Consider the following 20444-nt stretch of genomic DNA (forward strand, 5'->3'; position numbering starts at 1 on the left):
GCGGCCGTTACGTTGGTCCGACGGCGTTCAGCGCGATCGTAAACACGCTGCCCGCGCCCAGGCCGTCGCTGTGCGCGGTGACGCGGCCGTCGTGAAGCGAAATGATGGTCTTCACGAGCGCCAGTCCGATGCCCAGCCCGCCCTGGGCACGGTCGGGGGTTCGTTTCGCTTGCGTGAACAAATCGAAAATGTGGGGGAGCATGCCGGCCTCGATGCCGGTCCCGTTATCGCGCACGCTGATGATGACCCTGTCGGCATCGCGGGACACCGTCAACGCGATTCGTCCGCCCTCGGGCGTGTATTTTGCGGCATTGTTCAGCAGGTTGACGAGAACCTGGACCAGCCGGTTGGCATCGCCCCGTATCTGCGCACCGCCGGCATCGCCTTCGACGGCAAGAACGTGGGCGCGTGCGCCGATCAATGGCTGCGATTGTTCTACCGCGCTGGCGACGAGGGCCATCGGGTCGAGCAATGCCAGGTCGAGCTGGATCAGGCCACGCGTGACCCGCGATACGTCGAGCAGGTCGTCGATCAGCGATTTCAAATGCCGCACCTGGCGGCCGATCACGCTGCTGGATTGCCGGATCCTGTCGTCGCTGGCGGTGCCGAGCTTGAGTACCTCTGCCGCCGCCGAGATCGGCGCCAGCGGATTACGCAGCTCGTGTGCGAGCATCGCCAGGAACTCGTCCTTGCGCCGGTCCTGTTCCTGCAAGGACTGGTAAAGACGTGCGTTTTCGAATCCATTCGCCGCGATCGACGCCAGCTGCACCAGGATCGCTTCGTCCTCGTCCGAAAATTCGCCTTCCTTCTTCCCGGAGACCTGGATCAGACCGATGTTCATGCCCGTCCGGTCGATCAATGGCACCGCCAACCGGCCCCGCATCGCCTGGTCTGTCCGGCATACCTCTGCGTGGTTGTTCGACAGCGATACCACGGCGTGATGGGCCTGGAGAATGTCGCGTACCTCGTTGACGAGCACTTCCGCAATGTCCCCACTCCAGAGAACCGTCTGCAACTTGCGCGCAGCCTGCGCGACCTTGGCCAGCAAGGCCGCGTTGCGCTTTTCGCGCTCCAGGCGTTGTGCCAGTTCCGCTTCAGCCAGGACGCTTTCGTGGATGTCGGTATTGGTGCCGATCCATTCGCGAATCGCCCCCTCCGCATCGAGGATCGGCACACCTCGAACCTCGGTCCAGCGATAATCGCCGTCGGCACGACGAAGACGATAGCGTGCTTCGAACAGGGTTTTCGCCGCCACGCATGCGAGCCACGCCGCTTTGGTCGTGTCGCGGTCGTCCGGATGCACGGCATCCAGCCAGCCGAACCCGCGCCATTCCTCATAGGTCTGTCCGGTAAAGGCGCGCCATGAAGGCGAGTCTTCGTCGACCCGACCGTCAGGCGTGTTGCTCCACACGATCTGCGATGTTGCCGTCACAAGAGATCGAAACCGTTCTTCGCGGATGCGCAACGCGTTTTCGGCTTCCATTTTTTCGGTGACGTCTTCATGCATGAGCATCACTTCGACGATGTTGCCGCCATTGTCCTTGATCGGGTGGGCGCGCGCCGCCACCCACCGGACGGGCCCCGAACCGCCCAGTGCCGCGACGTCGTAGCGGCCGACCGGAATGCGAACCGATTCGCCCTGAAACGCACGCTCCAGCAAGAGAGCGATGCCTGACTGGATAAGCTGTGAGTCCCGAAGAACGTTGTAATCCGCACTCATGACGAAGGCCATGAGCGAGGTGCCTGCGCGGATTTCCCACAAGTCTTCCCAGGCTTGGTTGACCCTCAGCGTACGACCGTCGGGGCCCAGTATCTGGAGGCTGACGGGGCACTGTTCAAACAACTCCCTGAAGCGGACGTGAGGCCCAGCATCGCTGTCGGCCGGAGAGGTTTGAAGGGCAGGGGATGAAAGCATGATGCGGTCGGATCAAAAGGGTCATCATGATGGCATATTTCGAGGCATCCTGGGCTCACCGGATCACATCCAGCGCCGCGAACTCCCGCACCGCGAAATCGACGAACGCGCGCAGCCGCGGCGCCATGTGCCGGCTGCTGGGCATGACGAGGTGCACGGGCGCCGGTTCCGGCTCGTAGTCCACGAGCAGCCGGCGCAGCATGCCGGCCCGCAGGTCCGGCTCGACCTGGTACGACAGCGCCCGCGCGATGCCGAAGCCGTCGCGCGCGGCACCCAGCATGGCTTCCACGTCGTTCATGCGCAGGCGCGGGCTGTAGCGCACGACGTGCTCGCGGCCGTCCGCGCGGAAGCGCCATTCGGCGACGCTGCGCACGGCCGTCGACATGATCAGTTCGTGGCCCGCGAGGTCGGCCGGGACAAGCGGCGTACCACGCCGGTCGAGGTAGCCGGGGCTCGCGACCGTGACCCGGCGCACCTCGCCCAGCCGCCGCGCGACGAGGCTCAGGTTGGCCAGCGCCCCGATGCGCAGCGCCGCATCAATGCCTTCCTCGATCAGGTCCACGTTCCGGTCGGACAGCGTCAGGTCGACCTGGATGTCCGGATGCAGCGCGAGGAAGCGCGTGACGACGGGTGCCACGTGGCGGCGGCCGAACGCGGTCGGCGCCGTGAGCCGCAGCAGGCCGCGCGGGGTGCCCGCACCCGGCGGCTGCAGCGCGGCGTCGTAGTCGGCCAGCAGGCGGCGTGCCTGTTCCGCCAGGCGCAGGCCTGTTTCGGTCGGCGTCAGCCGGCGCGTGCTGCGTTCGAACAGCCGCGCGCCGGCGCGGGTTTCCAGGGTACTCAACATGCGCGTGACGGCCGCCGGCGAGCGGCCCAGCTTGCGCGCGGCGGACGCCATGCTGCCCGCGTCGAGGATGGCGATGAACACGTGCAGCTCGTCGAGTCGGTCCATGATTATTGCGAAGAACAGGATTATTGCGAAAAACGGAATGCTGAATTGCCATTATGCCGGATTCCGGTATGAATGATCCGGCACTACGATGCATGGACCGACAACGAACAGAGAGACGACCATGACCCGCATCCTCCACGGCACCCGCCTGTCCGGCCACACGCACCGCGCCAGGCTGTTCCTGCACCTGCTCGACCTGACCTACGAATTCGCCGACAGCCCGGCCGACGTGCGCACGTCACCGGCATTCCGCGCTCTGAATCCGCTGGGCCAGATTCCCGTGCTGCAGGACGGCGACGTGGTGCTGGCCGACAGCACCGCCATCCTCGTCTACCTCGCGAAGCGCTACGCCCCGGGCAGCGCGTGGCTGCCGGAAGACCCCGTCGGCGCGGCCCGCGTGCAGCGCTGGCTGTCGCAGGCGGCGGGCGAGATCATGTTCGGGCCGGCCGCCGCGCGCGTGTCGGCCCGGTTCTACGATACCGGCGTGCCGGCCCCGCTGTCGCAGGCGCTGGCCGCCCGCGTGCTGGGCCTGATGGAAGGCGAGCTGGCCGCGCGCGACTGGCTGGTCGGCAGCGCGCCGACCATCGCGGACGTCGCGTGCTACAGCTATATCGCGCACGCGCCCGAAGGGGGCATCGCGCTCGAACCGTACGCGCGGGTGCGCGCGTGGATCGCCCGCGTGGAAGCGCTGCCGGGCTTCGTGGCGATGCCGAAAGAGTGAGGCGATCATGGATGGCGACCGCATTCCGATGCCGTTCCACAAGGGCGAGTTGATCGCGCAGGCGCTGGCCGGCGTCGACCCGTTCAACGCGCCGATCCGCAACCGCATGCCGGACCAGCACCGCACGTTCTTCCCGCTGCTGCCATTCCTGGCCCTGGCCGTGGCGGACGCCGACGGCTGGCCGCTGGCGACGCTCGTGCAGGGACCGCCGGGCTTCGCGAGCTCGCCCGATCCGGCGCGGCTCGACGTGGCCGCGCTGCCGTCGCCCGACGATCCGGTGCGGACGCATCTCGCGGCCGGCGCACGGGTCGGCATGCTCGGCATCGATTTGGCCACGCGGAGGCGCAACCGGCTGAACGGCGTCGTCGCGGCCTTGGGCGAGACCGGATTCGCGGTCGACGTCGCGCAATCGTTCGGCAACTGCCCGCGCTACATCCACGTGCGCTCGCTCCAGCCGGTGGAGCGCACGCCGGGTGCGGTCATTGCGTTCGATGCCGGCCTGCCGGGACGGGCGCGGGCCATGCTGGCGGAGACGCCCACGCTGTTCGTGGCCAGCGCCAGCGGCACGGAGGCGCAGGACGGTGCCGCGGGCCTGGATATCTCGCACCGGGGCGGCCCGGCCGGGTTCGCGCGGCTGGATGGCGACGTGCTGGTCGTGCCGGATTACGCGGGCAACCGCTACTTCAACACGCTCGGGAACTTCCTGGCGGAGCCGCGCGCCGCGATTGTGGTGGCCGACTTCGCGACCGGCGACGTGCTGCAGCTGCAGGGTGTCGTGGAGGTGGACTGGGAAGCGGACGAACCGGAGCGCACGCCGCCCGTGGAGCGCACGTGGCGGTTCCGGATCGTGCGCGGGTGGTTGCGGCCGGGGGCCTTCGGACTCGCCGGTTAAACCACGACCTTCCACAACTGCGTCGGCAACGCCGCCGGCGCCTCCGGCTTGAAGAACGCCGAGTCCTGGATGTGCGACGTGGTCACGTAGATCGTCCCGTCCGGCCCCTGGCTGAAGGTGTCCGGCCAGCGCAGCCGCTCGTCCTGCACGACGATGCGCGCCTGCGCCGACGGGCCCTGCGCGAGGTCGCGTACCTTGATCGCATTGTCCTGCACGGACGTCAGGTACATGAGCTCCGTCCCGCGCGCGATGAGAAGGCCGTCGTTGACGCCGTTCTTCCCGTACGGTTCGACCTGTCCGCCGACGTCTTCACCCTGGACGCCGGGGCCGGTGAGGGCGGCCGTGGGGATGCGGTACAACTCGTCGCCCTTGATCGCCTGCCAGTACAGGTACTTGCCGTCGCCGGACAGCTCGATGCCGTCGGCCGAGAATTCCACGCCGCGGCCGTCCGGGCGGCGCAGCACCTTGCCGTCGGCCGTCACGTCCAACCCCTTCTTCATCTGCGTGGAAGGGTGGCCGTCCAGCACGCGCGCCGCCTTGCCGGATGCGATGTCGACGACGAGCAGCGCGCCCTGCACGCCGGAATCGGTGATGTAAGCGTATTTGCCGTCGTTCGAGAAGCGCACGTCGTTCAGGTAGGAGCCCTGTGGTGCGGCGTCCTCGTCGAAGGCGATCGTCTGCGCCACCTTGTCGGTCGCGAGGTCGATGCGCACGAGCTTCGCGCCGCCGGCCACCAGGTGCGCCTGCGCGGGCGCGGCCGGGTCCAGCACCCACAGGCTGCCGCGCTGGTCCGCGACGACGCTTTGCACGCACACCCAGTGGTCGTGCGGCGTCACGTCGTCCTTCTTCGCATTGCGCCAGCCGTTCCAGCCTTCGTCCGGATACGGCCGCAGCTGGCCATCCTTCAATTCGGCGACGGACACCTCGGTGTCTTCGGTCCAGCGGGGGAAGTTCACGAAGATGCGGCCGTCCTCGGCGACGGTGACGCCCGTCACCTGGTGGCCGAAGTCCGCGACGAGTTCGATGCTGCTCATGGGGTTCCTTTCGTTGGATGGATTCAGGCGGCGCGCCGCTTGACGGCCAGGTCGTTGGCGGCAGTCTCCTGCGCGAGGCGCCGTTCCAGCATTGCGAGCACGGCCGCTTCCTCGGGCTGCAGGTCCTTCAGGTCTTCGACGAGGCTTTCCTCGGCGCGGGCGCGCAGGCCTTCCAGCATCGTGCCGTCGAGGTAGGCGTCCAGCACGGCCGGGTGCACATAGCACTTGCGGCAGACGGAGGGCGTATTGCCAAGCCGTTCGGCGACGGATTCGATGGCGCGCACGACGTTCTTCTTCGCCTGCGCGTCGGAATCGACGGCCTCGAATTCCTGCAGCGCCATCGCGGCAAGGACGGTCCCGGACCACGTGCGGAAGTCCTTCGCCGTGTAATCCTCGCCCGTGATCGTGCGCAGGTAGTCGTTCACGTCGGCGGAGCCCACCGTGTGCGTTTCGCCGTCCTCGTCGAGGTACTGGAACAGGTCCTGGCCGGGCAGGTCGCGCGTGCGCTGGATGATGCGGGCCAGGCGCCGGTCGTGCACCTTGACGTCGTGGTACACGCCGCTCTTGCCGCGGAAGCGGAACTCGACCTCGCTGCCGTCGATCTTGACGTGGCGGTTGCGCAGGGTGGTCAGGCCGTACGACTTGTTCTCGCGGGCGTATTCGTCGTTACCGATGCGCATCATCGTCGCTTCCAGCAGGTAGACGATCGTCGCGAGGACTTTGTCGCGCGGCAGGCCGGGGAGGGACAGCGCGCGGTCGACTTCCTTGCGGATCTGCGGCAGCGCCTTGCCGAACTTGATCATGCGTTCGTACTTGACCTCGTCGCGCACCTCGCGCCATTTCGGGTGGTAGCGGTACTGCTTGCGCCCGCGTGCGTCGCGGCCCGTCGCCTGCAGGTGGCCGTTGGCCTGCGGGCAGATCCAGACGTCCGTCCACGCGGGCGGGATCGCCAGCGACCTGATGCGCTTGAGGGTGGCCTCGTCCTCGACCGGCTCGCCCTTCGCGTCGAGGTAGCGAAAACCGTCCTTGGCCGGCTCGCGGCGGATGCCGGGACGGTCGTCGTGGACGTAGCGCAGGCCCGCGGCCTTGGCGGCGGCGGGCGGGTCGGTGTTCGGCACCGGGTCGTGCAGGGCGGGGTCATCGTTTTTCATCGGGGACTCGTCGTTGGCATGGCGGACTGCCCGTGCCAGTCTACGCCGGCCTCCATCGCGCACCGTTCGCGAACTAACGTAGTGCAGGACCGTTAGAATGCAGTCATGCCGAGCAAATCTCCCATCTTCCCCGGCCCGCGCACCGCGCGCGGCATCGTCCTCGCCGTCCTCCTGTCCAACGCCGACCAGGCGGGTGCCGAACCGCTGCGCGGCCGCGTGACCCTGGCCGCCATCGTCCGCGCGCTCAAGCGCAAGTACCACTGGCCGATCGAGACGACGAGCTTCCCGTCCAACGCGCCGGACGGCCGCGCGACGTGGGCCACCGTGTACAGCCTGCCGCCCGACGTCATCGCGAAAGCGCTGGACGAGCGGGGGCGCGACTGGCTGCGCAGCAGCCTCGGGGACCGCTGACTAGTCTTGCTGGTAACGGGATTCCAGCAAATCGATCTGACGCAGCAGCCTGCGCGCCGTCTCGTCCGAGATGTCCATGCGCCGCGCGAGACGCAGCACCGTGTCCCGCTCCGCGTTCAGCGCGAGCAGCCGGTAGCTGCGCTCCGTGTGCCTGAGCGCCTGTGCGTCCGCATTGCCGCCCGCGGCGTCGGTCGCGTTCAGGCGGTGCCGGTACAGCCGCAGCACATGGGCCACGGCCCGGCCGCCGTCCTCGCCGTCCGCCTTCTGCGCCCGTTCCAGCGCGGCGATGGCGGCCAGCGTCGCCGCGTGGCGCGCATCGTCCTCGTTGCACTTCGCGTCCGGCTCGGCCGGCATCTCCAGGCCGCGCAGCAGGGCGGGCAATGCGGCGCTGGCCAGGAGCAGCGAGACGACGATCACGCTGCTGGCCAGGAAGATCGCCAGGTGGCGCGCGGGGAACGGATCGCCGTTCGGCAGCGCGAGCGGCAGGGTCATCACGCCGGCCATCGTCAGCGCCCCGCGCACGCCCGCCACCGACGTGGCCAGCATCACGCGCAGCCTGGGCTTGAAGACCTGGCGCCCGAGGCGCTTGCGGTTCAGGAGCGTCAGCTGCAGCGAAATCCACACCCACGCGAAGCGCAGCAGCACGAGGCCCAGGCTGAACGCGAGCGCGCGGCCGGCCAGCCACCCCAGGTCGTACGGCGTGCCGCCGGCCGGGTGCAGGGCGCCGCGCACGATGTCCGGCAATTGCTCGCCCAGCAGCACGAACATGGTGCCGTTCAGGGTGAATTGCAGCGCATCCCAGATGACGTTGCGGCGGATGCGCGTGCCCGGCGTCGCCGCGCCCGACAGTTCCAGGTAGCTCATCGTGATGCCCGCCGCCACCGCCGCCAGGATGCCGGATGCGTCCAGGCGCTCGGCCACGAGGTAGGCGCCGAACGGCGTCAGGAGGTTGATGAGCACCGGGACGCCGTCTTCCTCGCCGAAGCGGCGCTGCAGGATGCCGTGCGCGCGCGTGATGGCGAACGTGATCGCGATGCCGGCCGCGATGCCCGCCAGCGCCACCCATAAGAACGTCAGGCTCGCCTGCGCCAGCGAGAAATGCCCCGTCACGGCCGCGGCGACTGCGAAGCGGAAGCACACGAGGCCACTCGCGTCGTTGAGCAGGCTCTCGCCTTCGACGATGTGCATGAGGCGCGGCGGCATCGGCACGCGCGCGGTGATCGACGACACGGCGACCGGGTCCGTCGGCGCCACGATGGCCGCGAGCGCGAACGCGACCGCCAGCGGCATGGCAGGGATCATCCAGTGCAGCAGGTATCCAGCGCCGACGACGGTGAACAGGACGAGGCCCAGCGCCAGTTCGAGGATCGTCGCCTTGTCGCGGAACAGGCCGATCTTGGGGATGCGCCAGCCGTCCACGAACAGCAGCGGCGGCAGGAACAGGAGGAAGAAGATGTCCGGCTCCAGCGCGACGCCATGGCGGAAAACGCCCGAGATGACGGCGCCCGCCGCGATCTGGATCAGCGGCAGGGGCAGGGCGATGGGCAGCACCCGGGCCACGTAGCCGCTGGCGATCACGGCGAGCAGCATCGCCAGGATGACTTCGACGGTCTCCATTCCCTATCTCTCCTTGTCGGAGACGATGATAGGCGATGTGCCGGATGAGCGAGGTACGGTAGGGCCGTGTCAGCGCCTGATATTGGCCTCGGCGGCGGCGGCCAGAATGTCCGCCAGCTGCGTGGTATTCACCGGCTTGACGAGGTAGTAGTCGAACCCGGCCGCCATCGACGCCTCGCGGTCCTGCTGGCGGCCATAGCCCGTCATCGCGATCAGGGTGGCACCGGTCGCCTGGGGCAGCATGCGCAGGCGGCGCGCCAGTTCGTTGCCGTCGAAGTCGGGCAGGCCGATGTCGAGCAGGCAGACTTCCGGCACGAAGGATTTCGCCAGTTCCAGCGCGTCCGTGGCGGAGTAGGCGACTTCCACGCGATGCCCGCCGGAGCGCAGGAACAGCTGCAGCGTGTGGACGGCGTCGACGTTGTCGTCCACGAGCAGGATGCGCAGCGGGACGCCGCCGTCGTGGTGTTCCTCGCCGACGACGGGCGCCGGTGCCAGCACCACGTCCTGCGAGTAGCGGGGCAGGCGCACGGTGAACGTCGAGCCCTTGCCGAGGCCCGGGCTGTACGCCCTCACTTCGCCGCCGTGCAGCTCGACGAGGCTTTTCACGAGGGCGAGGCCGAGACCCAGGCCGCCCTGCGAACGGTCCGGCGTGCGCTCGGCCTGCGTGAACAGGTCGAACACGCGCTCGACGAGGGCGGGATCCATGCCGATGCCGTCGTCGGCCACGGTCAGCACGTAGTCGTCGCCGTCCGCGTCCACGCGCAGGTGGATGGTGCCGCCTTCCGGCGTGTACTTGGTCGCGTTGTTGAGCAGGTTCGCGCATACCTGCACGAGCCGCTTGTGGTCGCCCTTGACGTACGCGGGCGCGGGCGGCAGCTCGATCACGACGCGGTGGCGCCGCGCCGCGATCAGCGGGCGGATCTGCTCGGCCGCATCGTCGACGACGCGCTTGAAGTCCAGCACCTGCGTCGCCAGCGACACGAGGCCGCGCGTCACGCGCGACACGTCGAGCAGGTCGTCGACGAGGCTCGTCATGTGGTCGACCTGGCGTACGATGATGGAGCACGTCTGGGTGATCTGGGCGTTATCGGAGTGCAGCAGCTTGAGCAGGTGCGCGCCCGTGCTGATCGGCGCCAGCGGGTTACGGAGCTCGTGCGCGAGCATCGCGAGGAACTCGTCCTTCCGCTGGTCGGCGGCGCGCAGTTCGCGCTCGGCCAGCGAGCGCGCCGTCTCTTTCTTCTGCAGCGCGGCCGCCATGCGGTCCAGGGCCTGCGCCAGGTTGCCGATCTCTTCGTGGCCGTAGGCGATGCCGGAGCGGGCTTCCAGGTCGCCGGCGGCGATGCGCTCGGCGGTGCCCATCAGCTTGCGCACGCGCTGGACGATCAATACGTCGCCCACGAGCCACGCGGCCAGCATGGCCAGCAGGGTGGTCGCGGCAAGACCCAACAGGGACATGATCTGGTCGTGGCGCGCGGCCGACAGGATCGTCTCGGTGGGGATGCCGATGGTGACCGTGTAATCGGTCAGCGCGGGGGCGCCCACGCGTGCGAACGTGTGCAGGCGCTCGATGCCGTCCTCGCCGCGGACCGTCATGGCCCGCTGCCCGGCCGTGTTCACCGCTTCCTGCATCGCCGGCGACAGCTTGGTGCCGAAGAAGCGTTCCGGATCGGGGCGGCGCGAGATGATGGCGCCGCGCGCATCCGCCGTCGCCAGCACGGAGCCGGGCGGCAGGTTGATGTCGTTGATGAAGGTGTCGAGGCCTTCCAGGTCCATCGCCGCGAACACGACGGCCAGGACTTTACCGCCGCGGTCGATGACGGGGTAGGTGAGGTTGATCGTGTGCTTCTTGATGACGCGGCCGAACACGTAGTCGCCGGCAATGAACCTGCGTTCCGCGATGGCGCGGCGGAAGTGGCTGCGGTCGCCCAGGTTGACGGGGTGGAGCAGGGGCACGGCGCTGCAGGTGACGTCGCCGTTGAGCTGGATGAGGCCGAAGTTGACGAAGCCCTCGTTGCGGTCGAGGACGTCGGACAGCAGCGACGTGCATTTCGCGGTGTCGCCCATCAGGTCCGGGACGCTGGCCAGGTCGACGAGGATCTGGCGCGCGCCCTCGATCGACTGGGCTTCGTTGGCGGCCGCCATGCCCGTCAGGCGGCGCAGGTTTTCTTCCGATGCCTTGATGGCATGTTCGCGTTCGCGGATCCCGGACAGGATCGTCATCACCGCCAGCGGCGTGATCGCCAGCGCCACCAGCAACATGAGCCGGCTGCGCAGGCTGTTCAGCCGGAAGCGGCTCAAGCCAGATGTCATTTGTCTATTTTCTATCTGCCGCCTTGTGGGCAGCAAACGCATTACCAAATTCGATGATCCTGCGGATGCCTTCGCGCAAGGTCGCCACGTCGTCCGAAATATAGCCGAGTCGGATGTAACCAGGCACGCCCAGCGCCTCGCCCGGCATGACCGCCACTCTCTTTTCCTCGAGCAGCGCTTCGGCAAAGCCGACCGTGTCCAGCGTCAGGCTGCGCACGTCTCCCCACAGGTACGGACCGGAGGCCGGCGCGTGCATGACGATCCAGGGGACCTCGGCAAACAGCCGTACCGCCAGGTCGCGCCGTTCACGGTAGTCCGCCATCATCGCGCGCGGCGCACCGGTCGCGAACGCGACGTCGGCGGCCACTTGCGACAAATGCGGCGCGGCCGCCGTGATGGGGCCTTGCAGCGTCTGCATCGCGTTGACCACTTCGGCGGGCGCCAGCGCGAAGCCGACCCGCCAGCCCATCATGGCGTAGCTCTGCGAGGCCGAAAACAGCGTCACCACGCCGATGTTCCGCCAGTCGCACAAAGCCGCCAGGCTGGTGTGTCCGCCATCGAAAATCAGGTGTTCGTAGCTTTCGTCGACGATCACCCGGGCCCCGATGCGCTCCACCCATGCACGAAGGTGTTCCAGTTCCCGGCGAGTGTACACCTTGCCGGTGGGATTGTGCGGGTTATTGATGATGACGATGTCCGGTTTGCCGAAGCTGTCCAGCAGAGCCGGCGTGATTTCCTCAGGGAGATCGACCAGGATGGGACGCAGGCCCAACAGTTGTGACGTAGCAACATAGGCCGGCCAGTGGGGCTTGAAGACCAGGACCGTGTCGTACGGATCGCTCAGGACATACAGCGCTTCGTACAGCCCCTGCTTGGCGCCGTTGGTGACGATGATCTCGTCAGTGCCCGCGTCGACGCCGTTTTCCTTTTTCAGCTTGGCTGCCAGCCGCGTCCGGACGTCCAGCGCGCCCACTACGCTCGTGTAGGGCATGATCCGTTCGCGCTCGATCGCCGCCGCCACCGCGTCCAGCACCGGCCGCGGCGCGGGGAAGTGCGAGATCGCGATCGAGAAATCGATGACGGACTCACCCTCGCTGCGCAAGGTTTCCACGCGGCCGTGCATGGCGGTGGTGGCGAGGGGACGGGAGGAAGCAATCCGGGCAGAAATTTTCATTTTTATTCTCTTGGGATAATGTTATTGAAAAGTTACAACGCACGGTGCAACGGCTGGGTGTTGCCTGATTGTACTAAATCGGTGGAACCATGCCGCACGAGTGGAAAATAGCGCGTGGGAAATGCCTGAAGGGACGGGCGCCGTGCGGCGCGGGATTCTGGTACGGTGATTGCAAAGTGAACCATTCGGGAGTACACCATGCAGCAATCCATCGTACGCACCTTCAAGCACGTGACGGCAGCCGAACAGGCGCGCCAGGAACTGCTGGCCGCGGGCATCGCCGCCGACGACGTCGCGATCGACGTCCGCATCGACGAGACCGGCCCTGTGCAGGGCAATTTCACGGTCGGCGATTCGCCCTCGGTGACGGGCAAGACGGCCTATTCGCACACGTACGCGCCGGTGGCGCAGGACGACGTGCGCGACTGCCAGGTCACGGTGAACGCGGCCGATGCCGCGCTGGCCAAGCGGGCCGCCGAGATCCTCGAACACTTTGGCGGGCACGATCCGGACCCGGCCCACGCCGCCGCGCGGGAGACGCGCCATTGAGTTTGCGCGACAATAGGGCATCGCGGTCCGCGACCGCTTCCAGGAGAGTCCAATGAGTGCCATCCACCTCGACAAGCAGGATGCCCTGCTGATCATCGACATGCAGGTCGACTTCCTGCCCGGCGGGGCGCTGGGCGTGACGGGCGGCCATGAAGTGGTCGCGCCCATCAACCACCTGATCGAGCTGTACCAGGCACAAGGCCTGCCCATCTTCGCGTCGCGCGACTGGCACCCGCAGGATCACTGCTCGTTCGGCGCCCAGGGCGGACCGTGGCCGCCGCACTGCGTGGCCGGCACGCCGGGGGCGGAATTCGCGGCCGAGCTGGCGCTGCCGGACGATGCCATCGTCATCTCGAAGGCCGACACGGCGCCGGTGGACGCGTATTCCGCGTTCGGCGGCACGGACCTCGCGGCGCAGCTGCGCGCGCGGGGCGTGGAGCGTGTAACGGTGGTGGGGCTCGCCACCGATTACTGCGTGCTGAACACCGTCACGGATGCGCTGGAAGAAGGATTCGACACGCTCATCGTGCCGGAAGCCATGCGCGCCGTCGACGTGAATCCGGGCGACGGCCGCCGCGCGCAGGACCGCATGGTTGCGCGCGGGGCCGTGCCGGTGCGGCTGGGCGAGTTCGGGATGGTGGCGTTATCGGTTGCGTAATCAGAGATCAAGGACGAGGTGCGATCCTTTGCACCTCGACACGCACAGCATCATCGTCTTCTGCGCCGCCTTCTCGTCATCGGACAGGTAACTGTCCCGATGATCGGCCACGCCATCGAGGATCACGGTCTCGCACGACCCGCAGATCCCTTCGCGGCACATGCAATCGACCTGGATGCCCGCCTTCTCGATCACGCGCAGCAGCGTATCGTCCGGCCCCACGTGCAGCGTCTTGCCGCTTTTCTTCAGCGTGACGTCGAACGCGCCCCCGGTCGCATCCACGTCGTTGCGGAACTGCTCGAAGTGGATGCGGCCCGCGTCCCAGCCGGCGGCCTTCGCCGCCGCCACGACGGCATCGTTCAGCGGCTGCGGGCCGCACACGTAGATGTGCGCGTCCGCCGGCTGGCCGGCCACCAGCGCGGCCACGTCCAGCAGCGTGCCCGCGTCGCTCTCGTAGAGTCGCAGGCGTTCCGGGCCGACCAGCGCCGGCAGCGTATCCAGCGCGGCCGCGCCGGCCCGGTTGCGGAAGCAGTAGTGCAGCTCGAAAGCCGCGTCGCGCCGCGCGAGGGCCTGGATGTGCGTGAGGAACGGCGTGATGCCGATGCCTCCTGCCACCAGCACGTGCTTCCCTTCGCCCGGATGCAGTCCGAACAGGTTGGCGGGCGCGCCGATGTGCAGCTCGTCGTCCTCGCGCACGTCCTCGTGCATGAAGCGCGAGCCGCCGCGCGACGCTTCTTCCTTGCGCACGCAGATCTGGTACCCGCCCAGGTCGTCGAGAGGACTCGTGAGCGAATAGGCGTTGCGGAAGCGGCCCCCGTCCAGGTGGAGGACGACGTGGCTGCCGCTGTCGAACGCGGGCAGGTCCAGGCCGTCGCTGCGGCGCAGCGTGAAGCGCTTGATGCCGTCGGCCAGCCGCTCGATGCGGCTGACGCGGACTCGTAACGTATCGTTCATGTCAGGCTCCTGTCAGGTGATCACGGTGAGGCGGGCGGACAGCCACACGACGAGGACGGCGGCGGCCAGCGCCACGTAAGGCAGCACGCCGGCGCGGGCATGGGGCAGCGCCATGTCGCGCGCCATCGACGCGGGGAAGCGGCCCTTGTCCTGGATGTAGTGGCGGTACACGAACACGGGCACGATCAGCAGGGCCGTGAGCAGGCCGTTGCGCAGCGTGTGCTCGCCCTGGAAGTTCGCGCCGGCGCCGACGAACACGAGGTCCACGAAGCCGCACAGCGCGCCGAGGCCCAGCAGCCAGTTCTTGCATTTGTAGGCGCGCGGCCAGTCGGCGCGGTCCAGGCGGTGGATCCAGCCGGACTGCAGGTTCAGGAACACGAAGATCATGTAGCAGACGTTCGACACGGACAGGATCGCCATGTAGTCCGACATCAGCAGCAGGATCAGATTGAAACCGAGGTCCGTCCACATGGCGCGGGTCGGGGCGCCGTGCTCGTTCACGTGCGACAGGTAGCGGGGCAGCCAGCCGTCCACGGAGGCCTGATACAAGGTGCGCGAGGACCCCATCATCGACGTCATCACGATCAGCAGGATCGCCAGCACGAGCATCACGACGACGACGTTGAACATCAGCTTCCCGCCGCCGACGAAGTGCGCCATCGCGGCGCCGACGCCGGAGCCGTCGATGATCTCAGGCTTGAGCATGCCGGCGAGGCCCAGCGAACCCTGGAACGCGATCGGCACGGCGATGAACATGAACAGGCACAGCACGCCGGACCAGAAGATGGCCTTGAACACGTCCTTCTGCGGATCCTTGAATTCGCGGGTGTAGCACACCGCGGTCTCGAAGCCGAACGTGGACCAGCAGGCGAGGAACATCGCGCCCATCGCGGTCGAGATGCCGGCCGCGTTCCAGCCGCCCAGCACCGCGCTGCCTGCCGCGTCGTGGGTCAGCGGCAGCAGCGGCAGGAAGTTCGTCGACGGCATGTCGCCCGTGATCAGCGGGACGAGGGCGATGACGACGAGCGGCGTCAGCGACGCGATGCCGAGGATGCGCTGCGTCGTCGCGGCCGCGCTGGCGCCGCTGTGCTGCAGCTTGAACGTGATGAGCAGGAAGGCTGTCGCGAGGATGAACGTCGAGTTCACGCGCAGGGTCAGGCCCTTGCCGACGGCGCCCAGGTCGAGCAGGGTCCAGTGCCAGGTGTTGATGATGGAGTCGGCCGGGAACAGGCTGCTCAGCATGTAGCCGGCGGCGAGGCTGGTGCCCATCGCCAGCATCGGCGACCACGCGAGCCAGTTGCACCACACCGAGACGGGCGCCACCATTTTGCTGTAGCGGACCCACCCCAGCGCGCCGTACACGGACGCGCCGCCGGATTTGTTCGGGTACAGCGTCGAGATTTCCGCGTACACGAAGCTCTGGATGAAGCCGATGAGGATCGCGGCGATCCAGATGATCCACGCCGGCGTGCCGATCGTGGACGAGACGCCGCCGATGGTGAACAGCACGCCCGCGGGCACGCCGCTTGTGACCCAGAAGGCGTCCTTCCAGGTCAGGGTGCGTTTCAGTTCATGCGTTTCCTGCCGTTCGTGGACCGGGGCGAGGATGCCCGCGGTCAGTCCTTCTTGAGGTGCTTGCACGATTGTCTCCTTGTATGATGCCGTCTTGTTTGAAGGTGCTGCTTCGCAGTCTGCCGTTCACGGTCTGTCATGGCCCGCTCGTGGCGGGTGTCTCCTCCTGAGGGCGCGCTTCACTCGTTCTGCAGCGCGACCCTGCCTTCCAAGGTCACCACCTTGGTCGCGCGCCGGCGCCACCAGCCCACCACCGTCAGCACCAGCCAGAACACTTGCGTGAGGAACGACGCGAGGTTGAACGCGCCGGACAGCGACACGAGGATGCAGGCCGGCCCCAGCACGTTCAGGGCGATGGCCAGCCGGCCGGTGGGCGAAGCGTGCAGCACCTGCACGGCGAAGTGGGCGGCGACGTAGGCGGCAACGCCAACGAGTCCGGTGGCGTCGGTAAGGCTCAGGGAAGTCATATACGTTGTGTGTAAACGGTTTGGTTCGGTACGTGCCGCGTCAGAACGTCCTGGCCAGCGAGGCCAGGAATGTCGGACGCAGCGGGTTGGAGATGGCCGGCCTGCCGCCCGAATCGAGGGCGCCGGTCGTGTAGCGGTCGTAGACGTCGGTCCGTCCCCAGCCGCGTGTGCAGGCGCCCGTGAGCGTCCAGCCGCCCGCGAACGACGTCGACAACGCGATGCGCGCGTCGCGGAAGCTGTACGCGGCAAAGTTGCGCACGCGTTCCTGGCCGTAATGCACCAGCAGCGACGTGTCGTGGCCGAGGTCGAACGTGCCGTTCAGGTCCAGGTAGCCGGAGCCGCGGCTGTGCAGGTCGGAACCGATGCCGAGCGAGCTGCTGTTGTAGCCGAAGTAGTCCGGCGTGTACGTCAGCCAGTACTTCGCGCTGAGCCACTTGTAGCCGAGCGACGCCACGATTTCGCCATAGTCGTAGCTCGTATGCGTGGCCTGCAGCGTCGCGCCGGGATAGCGGTAGTAATAGACCTGGGCGCCGTAGCTGATGTCGCCGACGGTGCCTGCATAACCGCCGTACAGGTCCCACTCGACGGTGCCGCCCTCGATGAACTTGTCGCTGACGGACGACATCCACGTGCCGGCCGACCAGCCGCTCGGGTGCGTCCAGTCGACGCCGCCCTGGATCGCGGGCTGGCCCCACGTCTGGCGGAAGCCGCGCGACACGTATTGCGAGGTCAGTGCCACGTTGGCGGTAAACGCAGGCGCGTCGCTAGTTTGCGCGTGTGCGCCCCCGGTGGCGAGCAGCAGGGCCGGGAAGAGGAAACGGATGCGGTACATGGTCGTCTCCCCGTCAGGCCGGCACGGCCACGCGCAGCACGCGTGCGGTGGCGTTGTCGTCGCGTGCCACGGGTGCCTTGTAATAGGGCGCCGTGGACCGCTGCAGCGGCGTGTGGCCGCGGATCACGTCGGCCAGCTTCTCGGCCAGCATGATCGTCGGCGCGTTCAAATTGCCCGTGACGATCTTCGGCATGATCGACGCATCCACCACGCGCAGCCCCTGAGCGCCATGCACGCGGCCCTCGCCGTCGACGACGGCCATCGGGTCGGAGACGTCTCCCATCTTGCAGGTGCAGGACGGGTGCAGCGCCGTTTCCGCGTGGTCGCGCACGAAGGCGTCGATCTCGGCATCCGACTGCACCATCATGCCGGGCTTGATCTCGCGGCCGCGGAATTCGTCCATCGCCTGCTGGCCGATGATCTCGCGCGTCAGGCGCACGCCCGCGCGGAACTCGCGCCAGTCGACGTCGTGCGCCATGTAGTTGAACAGGATGCGCGGCTTGACGCGCGGGTCGCGGCTCGCCAGTTTCACGTAGCCCGTGCTCGGGGAGCGCATCGAGCCCACGTGACACTGGAAACCGTGCATCTCGACGGGATTGCTGCCGTCGTAGTTCATCGCCAGCGGGATGAAGTGGTATTGCAGGTTGGGCCACGCGAATTCGTCGCTGCTGCGGATGAATCCACCCGCCTCGAAATGGTTCGACGCCGCGATGCCCGTGCCGCGCACATACCACTCGATGCCGATCGCCGGCTTGTTCCACCATTTCAGCGCGGGGTACAGCGATACGGGCTGCTTGCACTCGTACTGCAGGTACATCTCGAGGTGGTCCTGAAGGTTCTCGCCCACGCCGGGCAGGTGCAGCACGGGTGCGATGCCCATCGCGCGCAGCTCGTCCGCATTGCCGACGCCGGAACGCAGCAGCAGTTGCGGCGACGCGATGGCGCCGTTGCTGACGATGACTTCACGGCGTGCGCGCGCCTGGCGCGGCTGGTCGCCTTGCAGGTACGCGACGCCGACGGCGCGCTGGCGTTCGAACACGATGCGGTCGGCGAGGGCGCGCGTGTGCACCGTCAGGTTGGGGCGCTGGCGCGCCGTGTCCAGGTAGGCGAGGGACGTGCTGCAGCGGCGGCCGTCGGCCGTCGTCGTGCGGTCCATCGGGCCGAAGCCTTCCTGACGGTAGCCGTTCAGGTCGTCCGTGGCGGCGTAGCCGGCCTGTTCGCCCGCGCGGATGAACGCCTTGAACAACGGGTTGCAGTCGGCGGTGGGCGTCGTCACGTGCAGCGGACCGTCGCCGCCGTGGTAATCGTTGGCGCCCTTGTCGTAGGTCTCGGCCTTGCGGAAGTACGGCAGGCAGTCGGCATAGCTCCAGTTATCGAGCGATTTTTCCTGCGCCCAGCCGTCGTAGTCCATCGCGTTGCCGCGGATGTAGCACATGCCGTTGATCAGCGACGAACCGCCCAGGCCCTTGCCGCGGCCCTGCGTCATGCGGCGGTTGTTCATGTGTGGTTCCGGTTCCGTCACGTACGCCCAGTTGTAGGTCGTGCCCTGCAGCGGGTATGCCAGCGCGGCCGGCATCTGCGTGCGCCAGTCGAAGCGCCAGTCCGGGCCGCCCGCTTCCAGCAGCAGCACCGTGACGTCCGCATCCTCCGTGAGCCGCGACGCCAGCACGCAGCCGGCCGAACCGGCGCCGACGATGATGTAGTCGTAATCCTCAATTGCGTCCATGGTCTCCTCCGTTGTGCGTCTTATGCGCCGAACCAGCCCATCGCCTTCGGGCGAGGTTGATGTAGCTGTGCTTGAGTTCCGTGTATTCGTCCAGGCCCACGCGCGCCAGTTCGCGCCCGATGCCGCTCGCCTTGTAGCCGCCCCACGGCGCTTCCGGGAAGTAGGGGTGGTAGTCGTTGACCCACACCGTTCCGAAGCGCAGCTGGCGCGACATGCGGTTCGCCTTGTCCAGGTCGCGCGTCCACACGGCGGCGGCCAGGCCGTATGGCGTGTCGTTCGCGGCGCGCAGTGCCTGTTCTTCCGAATCGAAGCGCTCCGCGGTGATCACCGGCCCGAAAATCTCCTCTTTCGCGATGCGCATGTCGGCGCGCACGTCCGCGAGCAGCGTCGGCTCCAGCCAGAAGCCGCGCGCATACGCGTCGCCGGCCGGGCGCTTGCCGCCGTGGACGAGACGCGCGCCTTCCGCGATCCCGGCCTGCACCATGCCGAGGATCTTCTCGTGCTGCTGCGCAGACTGCACGGGGCCCATCTGCGTCTCCGCGTGAAAACCGTTGCCGATCACGATGCGGGGCAGGCGGGCGGCGAGACGCGCGACGAACTCGTCGTAAATACCCGATTCGATCATCAGGCGCGAACCGGCCGAGCATACCTGGCCCGCGTGGAAGAACGCGGCGTTCAGCGCGTAGTCGACGGCGGCATCGAGGTCGGCGTCGGCGAACACGATGTTCGGGTTCTTGCCGCCCAGTTCCAGGCCGATGCGCTTGAAGTTACCCGTCGCGGCTTTCATGATGCTTTCACCGGCGATGGCGCCGCCCGTGAACGACACGAGGTCGACGTCGCGGCTCTCCGCCAGCTCCGCGCCCACTTCCGCGCCGCCGGTGACGAGGTTGAACACGCCCGGCGGCAGGTCCAGTTCCTCGATCAGCTTCGTAAAATGCCACGTGGTCAGCGGCGTCAAATTGCTCGGCTTGACGATCATCGTGTTGCCGGCACCGAGCGCCGGGGCGATCTTCCACGCGGCCTGCAGCAGCGGGTAGTTCCACGGCGTGATCAGGCCGCACACGCCCACGGGTTCGCGCAGCGTGCGGCTGATGACGTGGTGCGGCGCCTCGTTGACGGCGCCCGATTCCGATGCCACCAGGCCCGCGAAGTAGCGGAACGTGGCGGCGATGTCGCCCATGTCCGTGCGGCTTTCGGTGATCGTCTTGCCCGTGTTCAGGGATTCCAGGCGCGCCAGTTCGGCGGCGTCGCGGTCGACAAGGTCGGCGATCTTGTTCAGGATCCTGGCGCGTTCGCGGATGGTCGTCCGGCGCCACGGGCCGTCGAACGCGGCGCGCGCGGCCGCGATGGCGCGGCGGGCATCCGCGCGGGTGCCTTCGGCCGCCTGCGCGATGACGGCTTCGTCGGCCGGGTTGACGATGTCGCGGACGGCGGCCTCGATGGGGGACTGCCACTGGCCGTCGATGTAGAGCTGGGTCTTGATCATGCTGTTCTTCCTGTTAGCGATTGTGG

General features: G+C 67.7%; 18 protein-coding genes. 5 read left to right on the forward strand and 13 right to left on the reverse strand.

Translation table 11 applies throughout. The features are described 5' to 3' along the window. Window positions 1-7 precede the first annotated feature (7 nt). Together P0M04_RS20540 and P0M04_RS20545 are read right to left on the reverse strand one after the other, a co-directional pair. Window positions 8-1915: a sensor histidine kinase gene (locus P0M04_RS20540; protein WP_259447265.1), complete on the reverse strand. Its 1908-nt coding sequence runs from the start codon at window positions 1913-1915 to the stop codon at window positions 8-10. Between the two features lie 55 nt (window positions 1916-1970). Further along, window positions 1971-2864, reverse strand: a complete 894-nt coding sequence (locus tag P0M04_RS20545; RefSeq protein WP_259447264.1) for a LysR family transcriptional regulator — start codon at window positions 2862-2864, stop codon at window positions 1971-1973. 121 nt (window positions 2865-2985) lie between these two features. Between P0M04_RS20545 and P0M04_RS20550 the strand changes: the two genes are divergently transcribed. Then, window positions 2986-3585: a glutathione S-transferase family protein gene (locus tag P0M04_RS20550; RefSeq protein WP_259447263.1), complete on the forward strand. Its 600-nt coding sequence runs from the start codon at window positions 2986-2988 to the stop codon at window positions 3583-3585. A gap of 7 nt (window positions 3586-3592) precedes the next feature. Next, window positions 3593-4477, forward strand: coding sequence for a pyridoxamine 5'-phosphate oxidase family protein (locus P0M04_RS20555; RefSeq protein ID WP_259447262.1), 885 nt, complete (start codon window positions 3593-3595; stop codon window positions 4475-4477). On the opposite strand, the gene P0M04_RS20560 is transcribed toward P0M04_RS20555, so the two are convergent. Together P0M04_RS20560 and P0M04_RS20565 are read right to left on the reverse strand one after the other, a co-directional pair. Continuing rightward, window positions 4474-5511, reverse strand: coding sequence for an L-dopachrome tautomerase-related protein (locus P0M04_RS20560; protein ID WP_259447261.1), 1038 nt, complete (start codon window positions 5509-5511; stop codon window positions 4474-4476). The genes P0M04_RS20555 and P0M04_RS20560 overlap by 4 nt on opposite strands. A 23-nt stretch (window positions 5512-5534) precedes the next feature. Beyond that, window positions 5535-6662, reverse strand: coding sequence for a DNA topoisomerase IB (locus tag P0M04_RS20565; protein ID WP_259447260.1), 1128 nt, complete (start codon window positions 6660-6662; stop codon window positions 5535-5537). A 105-nt stretch (window positions 6663-6767) separates the two neighbouring features. Here P0M04_RS20565 and P0M04_RS20570 point away from each other — a divergent pair, with 105 nt between their 5' ends. Next, on the forward strand, window positions 6768-7073 hold the full coding sequence (locus P0M04_RS20570) for a hypothetical protein (protein WP_259447259.1): 306 nt from the start codon (window positions 6768-6770) through the stop codon (window positions 7071-7073). On the opposite strand, the gene P0M04_RS20575 is transcribed toward P0M04_RS20570, so the two are convergent. From P0M04_RS20575 to P0M04_RS20585, 3 genes are all read right to left on the reverse strand, one after another. Beyond that, entirely contained in the window at window positions 7074-8690 is a 1617-nt protein-coding gene (locus P0M04_RS20575) for a Na+/H+ antiporter (RefSeq protein WP_259447258.1), read from the reverse strand. A gap of 69 nt (window positions 8691-8759) precedes the next feature. Next, window positions 8760-11000, reverse strand: a complete 2241-nt coding sequence (locus P0M04_RS20580; RefSeq protein WP_259447257.1) for a hybrid sensor histidine kinase/response regulator — start codon at window positions 10998-11000, stop codon at window positions 8760-8762. 4 nt (window positions 11001-11004) lie between these two features. Beyond that, entirely contained in the window at window positions 11005-12174 is a 1170-nt protein-coding gene (locus tag P0M04_RS20585; RefSeq protein ID WP_259447256.1) for a pyridoxal phosphate-dependent aminotransferase, read from the reverse strand. Between the two features lie 198 nt (window positions 12175-12372). On the opposite strand from P0M04_RS20585, the gene P0M04_RS20590 reads away from it, so the two are divergent. Together P0M04_RS20590 and P0M04_RS20595 are read left to right on the forward strand one after the other, a co-directional pair. Next, complete coding sequence (locus tag P0M04_RS20590) at window positions 12373-12723, forward strand: hypothetical protein (RefSeq protein ID WP_259447255.1); 351 nt, start codon at window positions 12373-12375, stop codon at window positions 12721-12723. Window positions 12724-12775: 52 nt separating this feature from the next. After that, on the forward strand, window positions 12776-13381 hold the full coding sequence (locus P0M04_RS20595; RefSeq protein WP_259447254.1) for an isochorismatase family protein: 606 nt from the start codon (window positions 12776-12778) through the stop codon (window positions 13379-13381). Here the strand turns inward: P0M04_RS20595 and P0M04_RS20600 are convergent, their stop codons facing one another. The 6 genes from P0M04_RS20600 to P0M04_RS20625 form a co-directional block, all read right to left on the reverse strand. Beyond that, entirely contained in the window at window positions 13382-14335 is a 954-nt protein-coding gene (locus P0M04_RS20600) for a PDR/VanB family oxidoreductase (RefSeq protein WP_259447253.1), read from the reverse strand. It lies immediately after the preceding gene. Between the two features lie 12 nt (window positions 14336-14347). Further along, entirely contained in the window at window positions 14348-15955 is a 1608-nt protein-coding gene (locus P0M04_RS20605; protein ID WP_259447867.1) for a trimethylamine N-oxide permease, read from the reverse strand. Between the two features lie 131 nt (window positions 15956-16086). Continuing rightward, complete coding sequence (locus tag P0M04_RS20610) at window positions 16087-16374, reverse strand: CBU_0592 family membrane protein (protein WP_259447252.1); 288 nt, start codon at window positions 16372-16374, stop codon at window positions 16087-16089. A gap of 40 nt (window positions 16375-16414) precedes the next feature. Next, the gene (locus P0M04_RS20615) at window positions 16415-17206 is read right to left on the reverse strand and encodes a TorF family putative porin (protein ID WP_259447251.1); all 792 of its coding nucleotides are present in this window, start codon (window positions 17204-17206) and stop codon (window positions 16415-16417) included. A gap of 13 nt (window positions 17207-17219) precedes the next feature. Next, entirely contained in the window at window positions 17220-18932 is a 1713-nt protein-coding gene (gene betA, locus P0M04_RS20620) for a choline dehydrogenase (protein WP_259447250.1), read from the reverse strand. Continuing rightward, window positions 18919-20418, reverse strand: a complete 1500-nt coding sequence (locus P0M04_RS20625) for an aldehyde dehydrogenase family protein (protein ID WP_281042055.1) — start codon at window positions 20416-20418, stop codon at window positions 18919-18921. Before P0M04_RS20625 ends, betA begins: the two co-directional genes overlap by 14 nt. Window positions 20419-20444: the final 26 nt, after the last annotated feature.

The sequence above is a fragment of the Telluria mixta genome, from assembly GCF_029223865.1.
GTDB lineage: Bacteria > Pseudomonadota > Gammaproteobacteria > Burkholderiales > Burkholderiaceae_D > Telluria > Telluria mixta.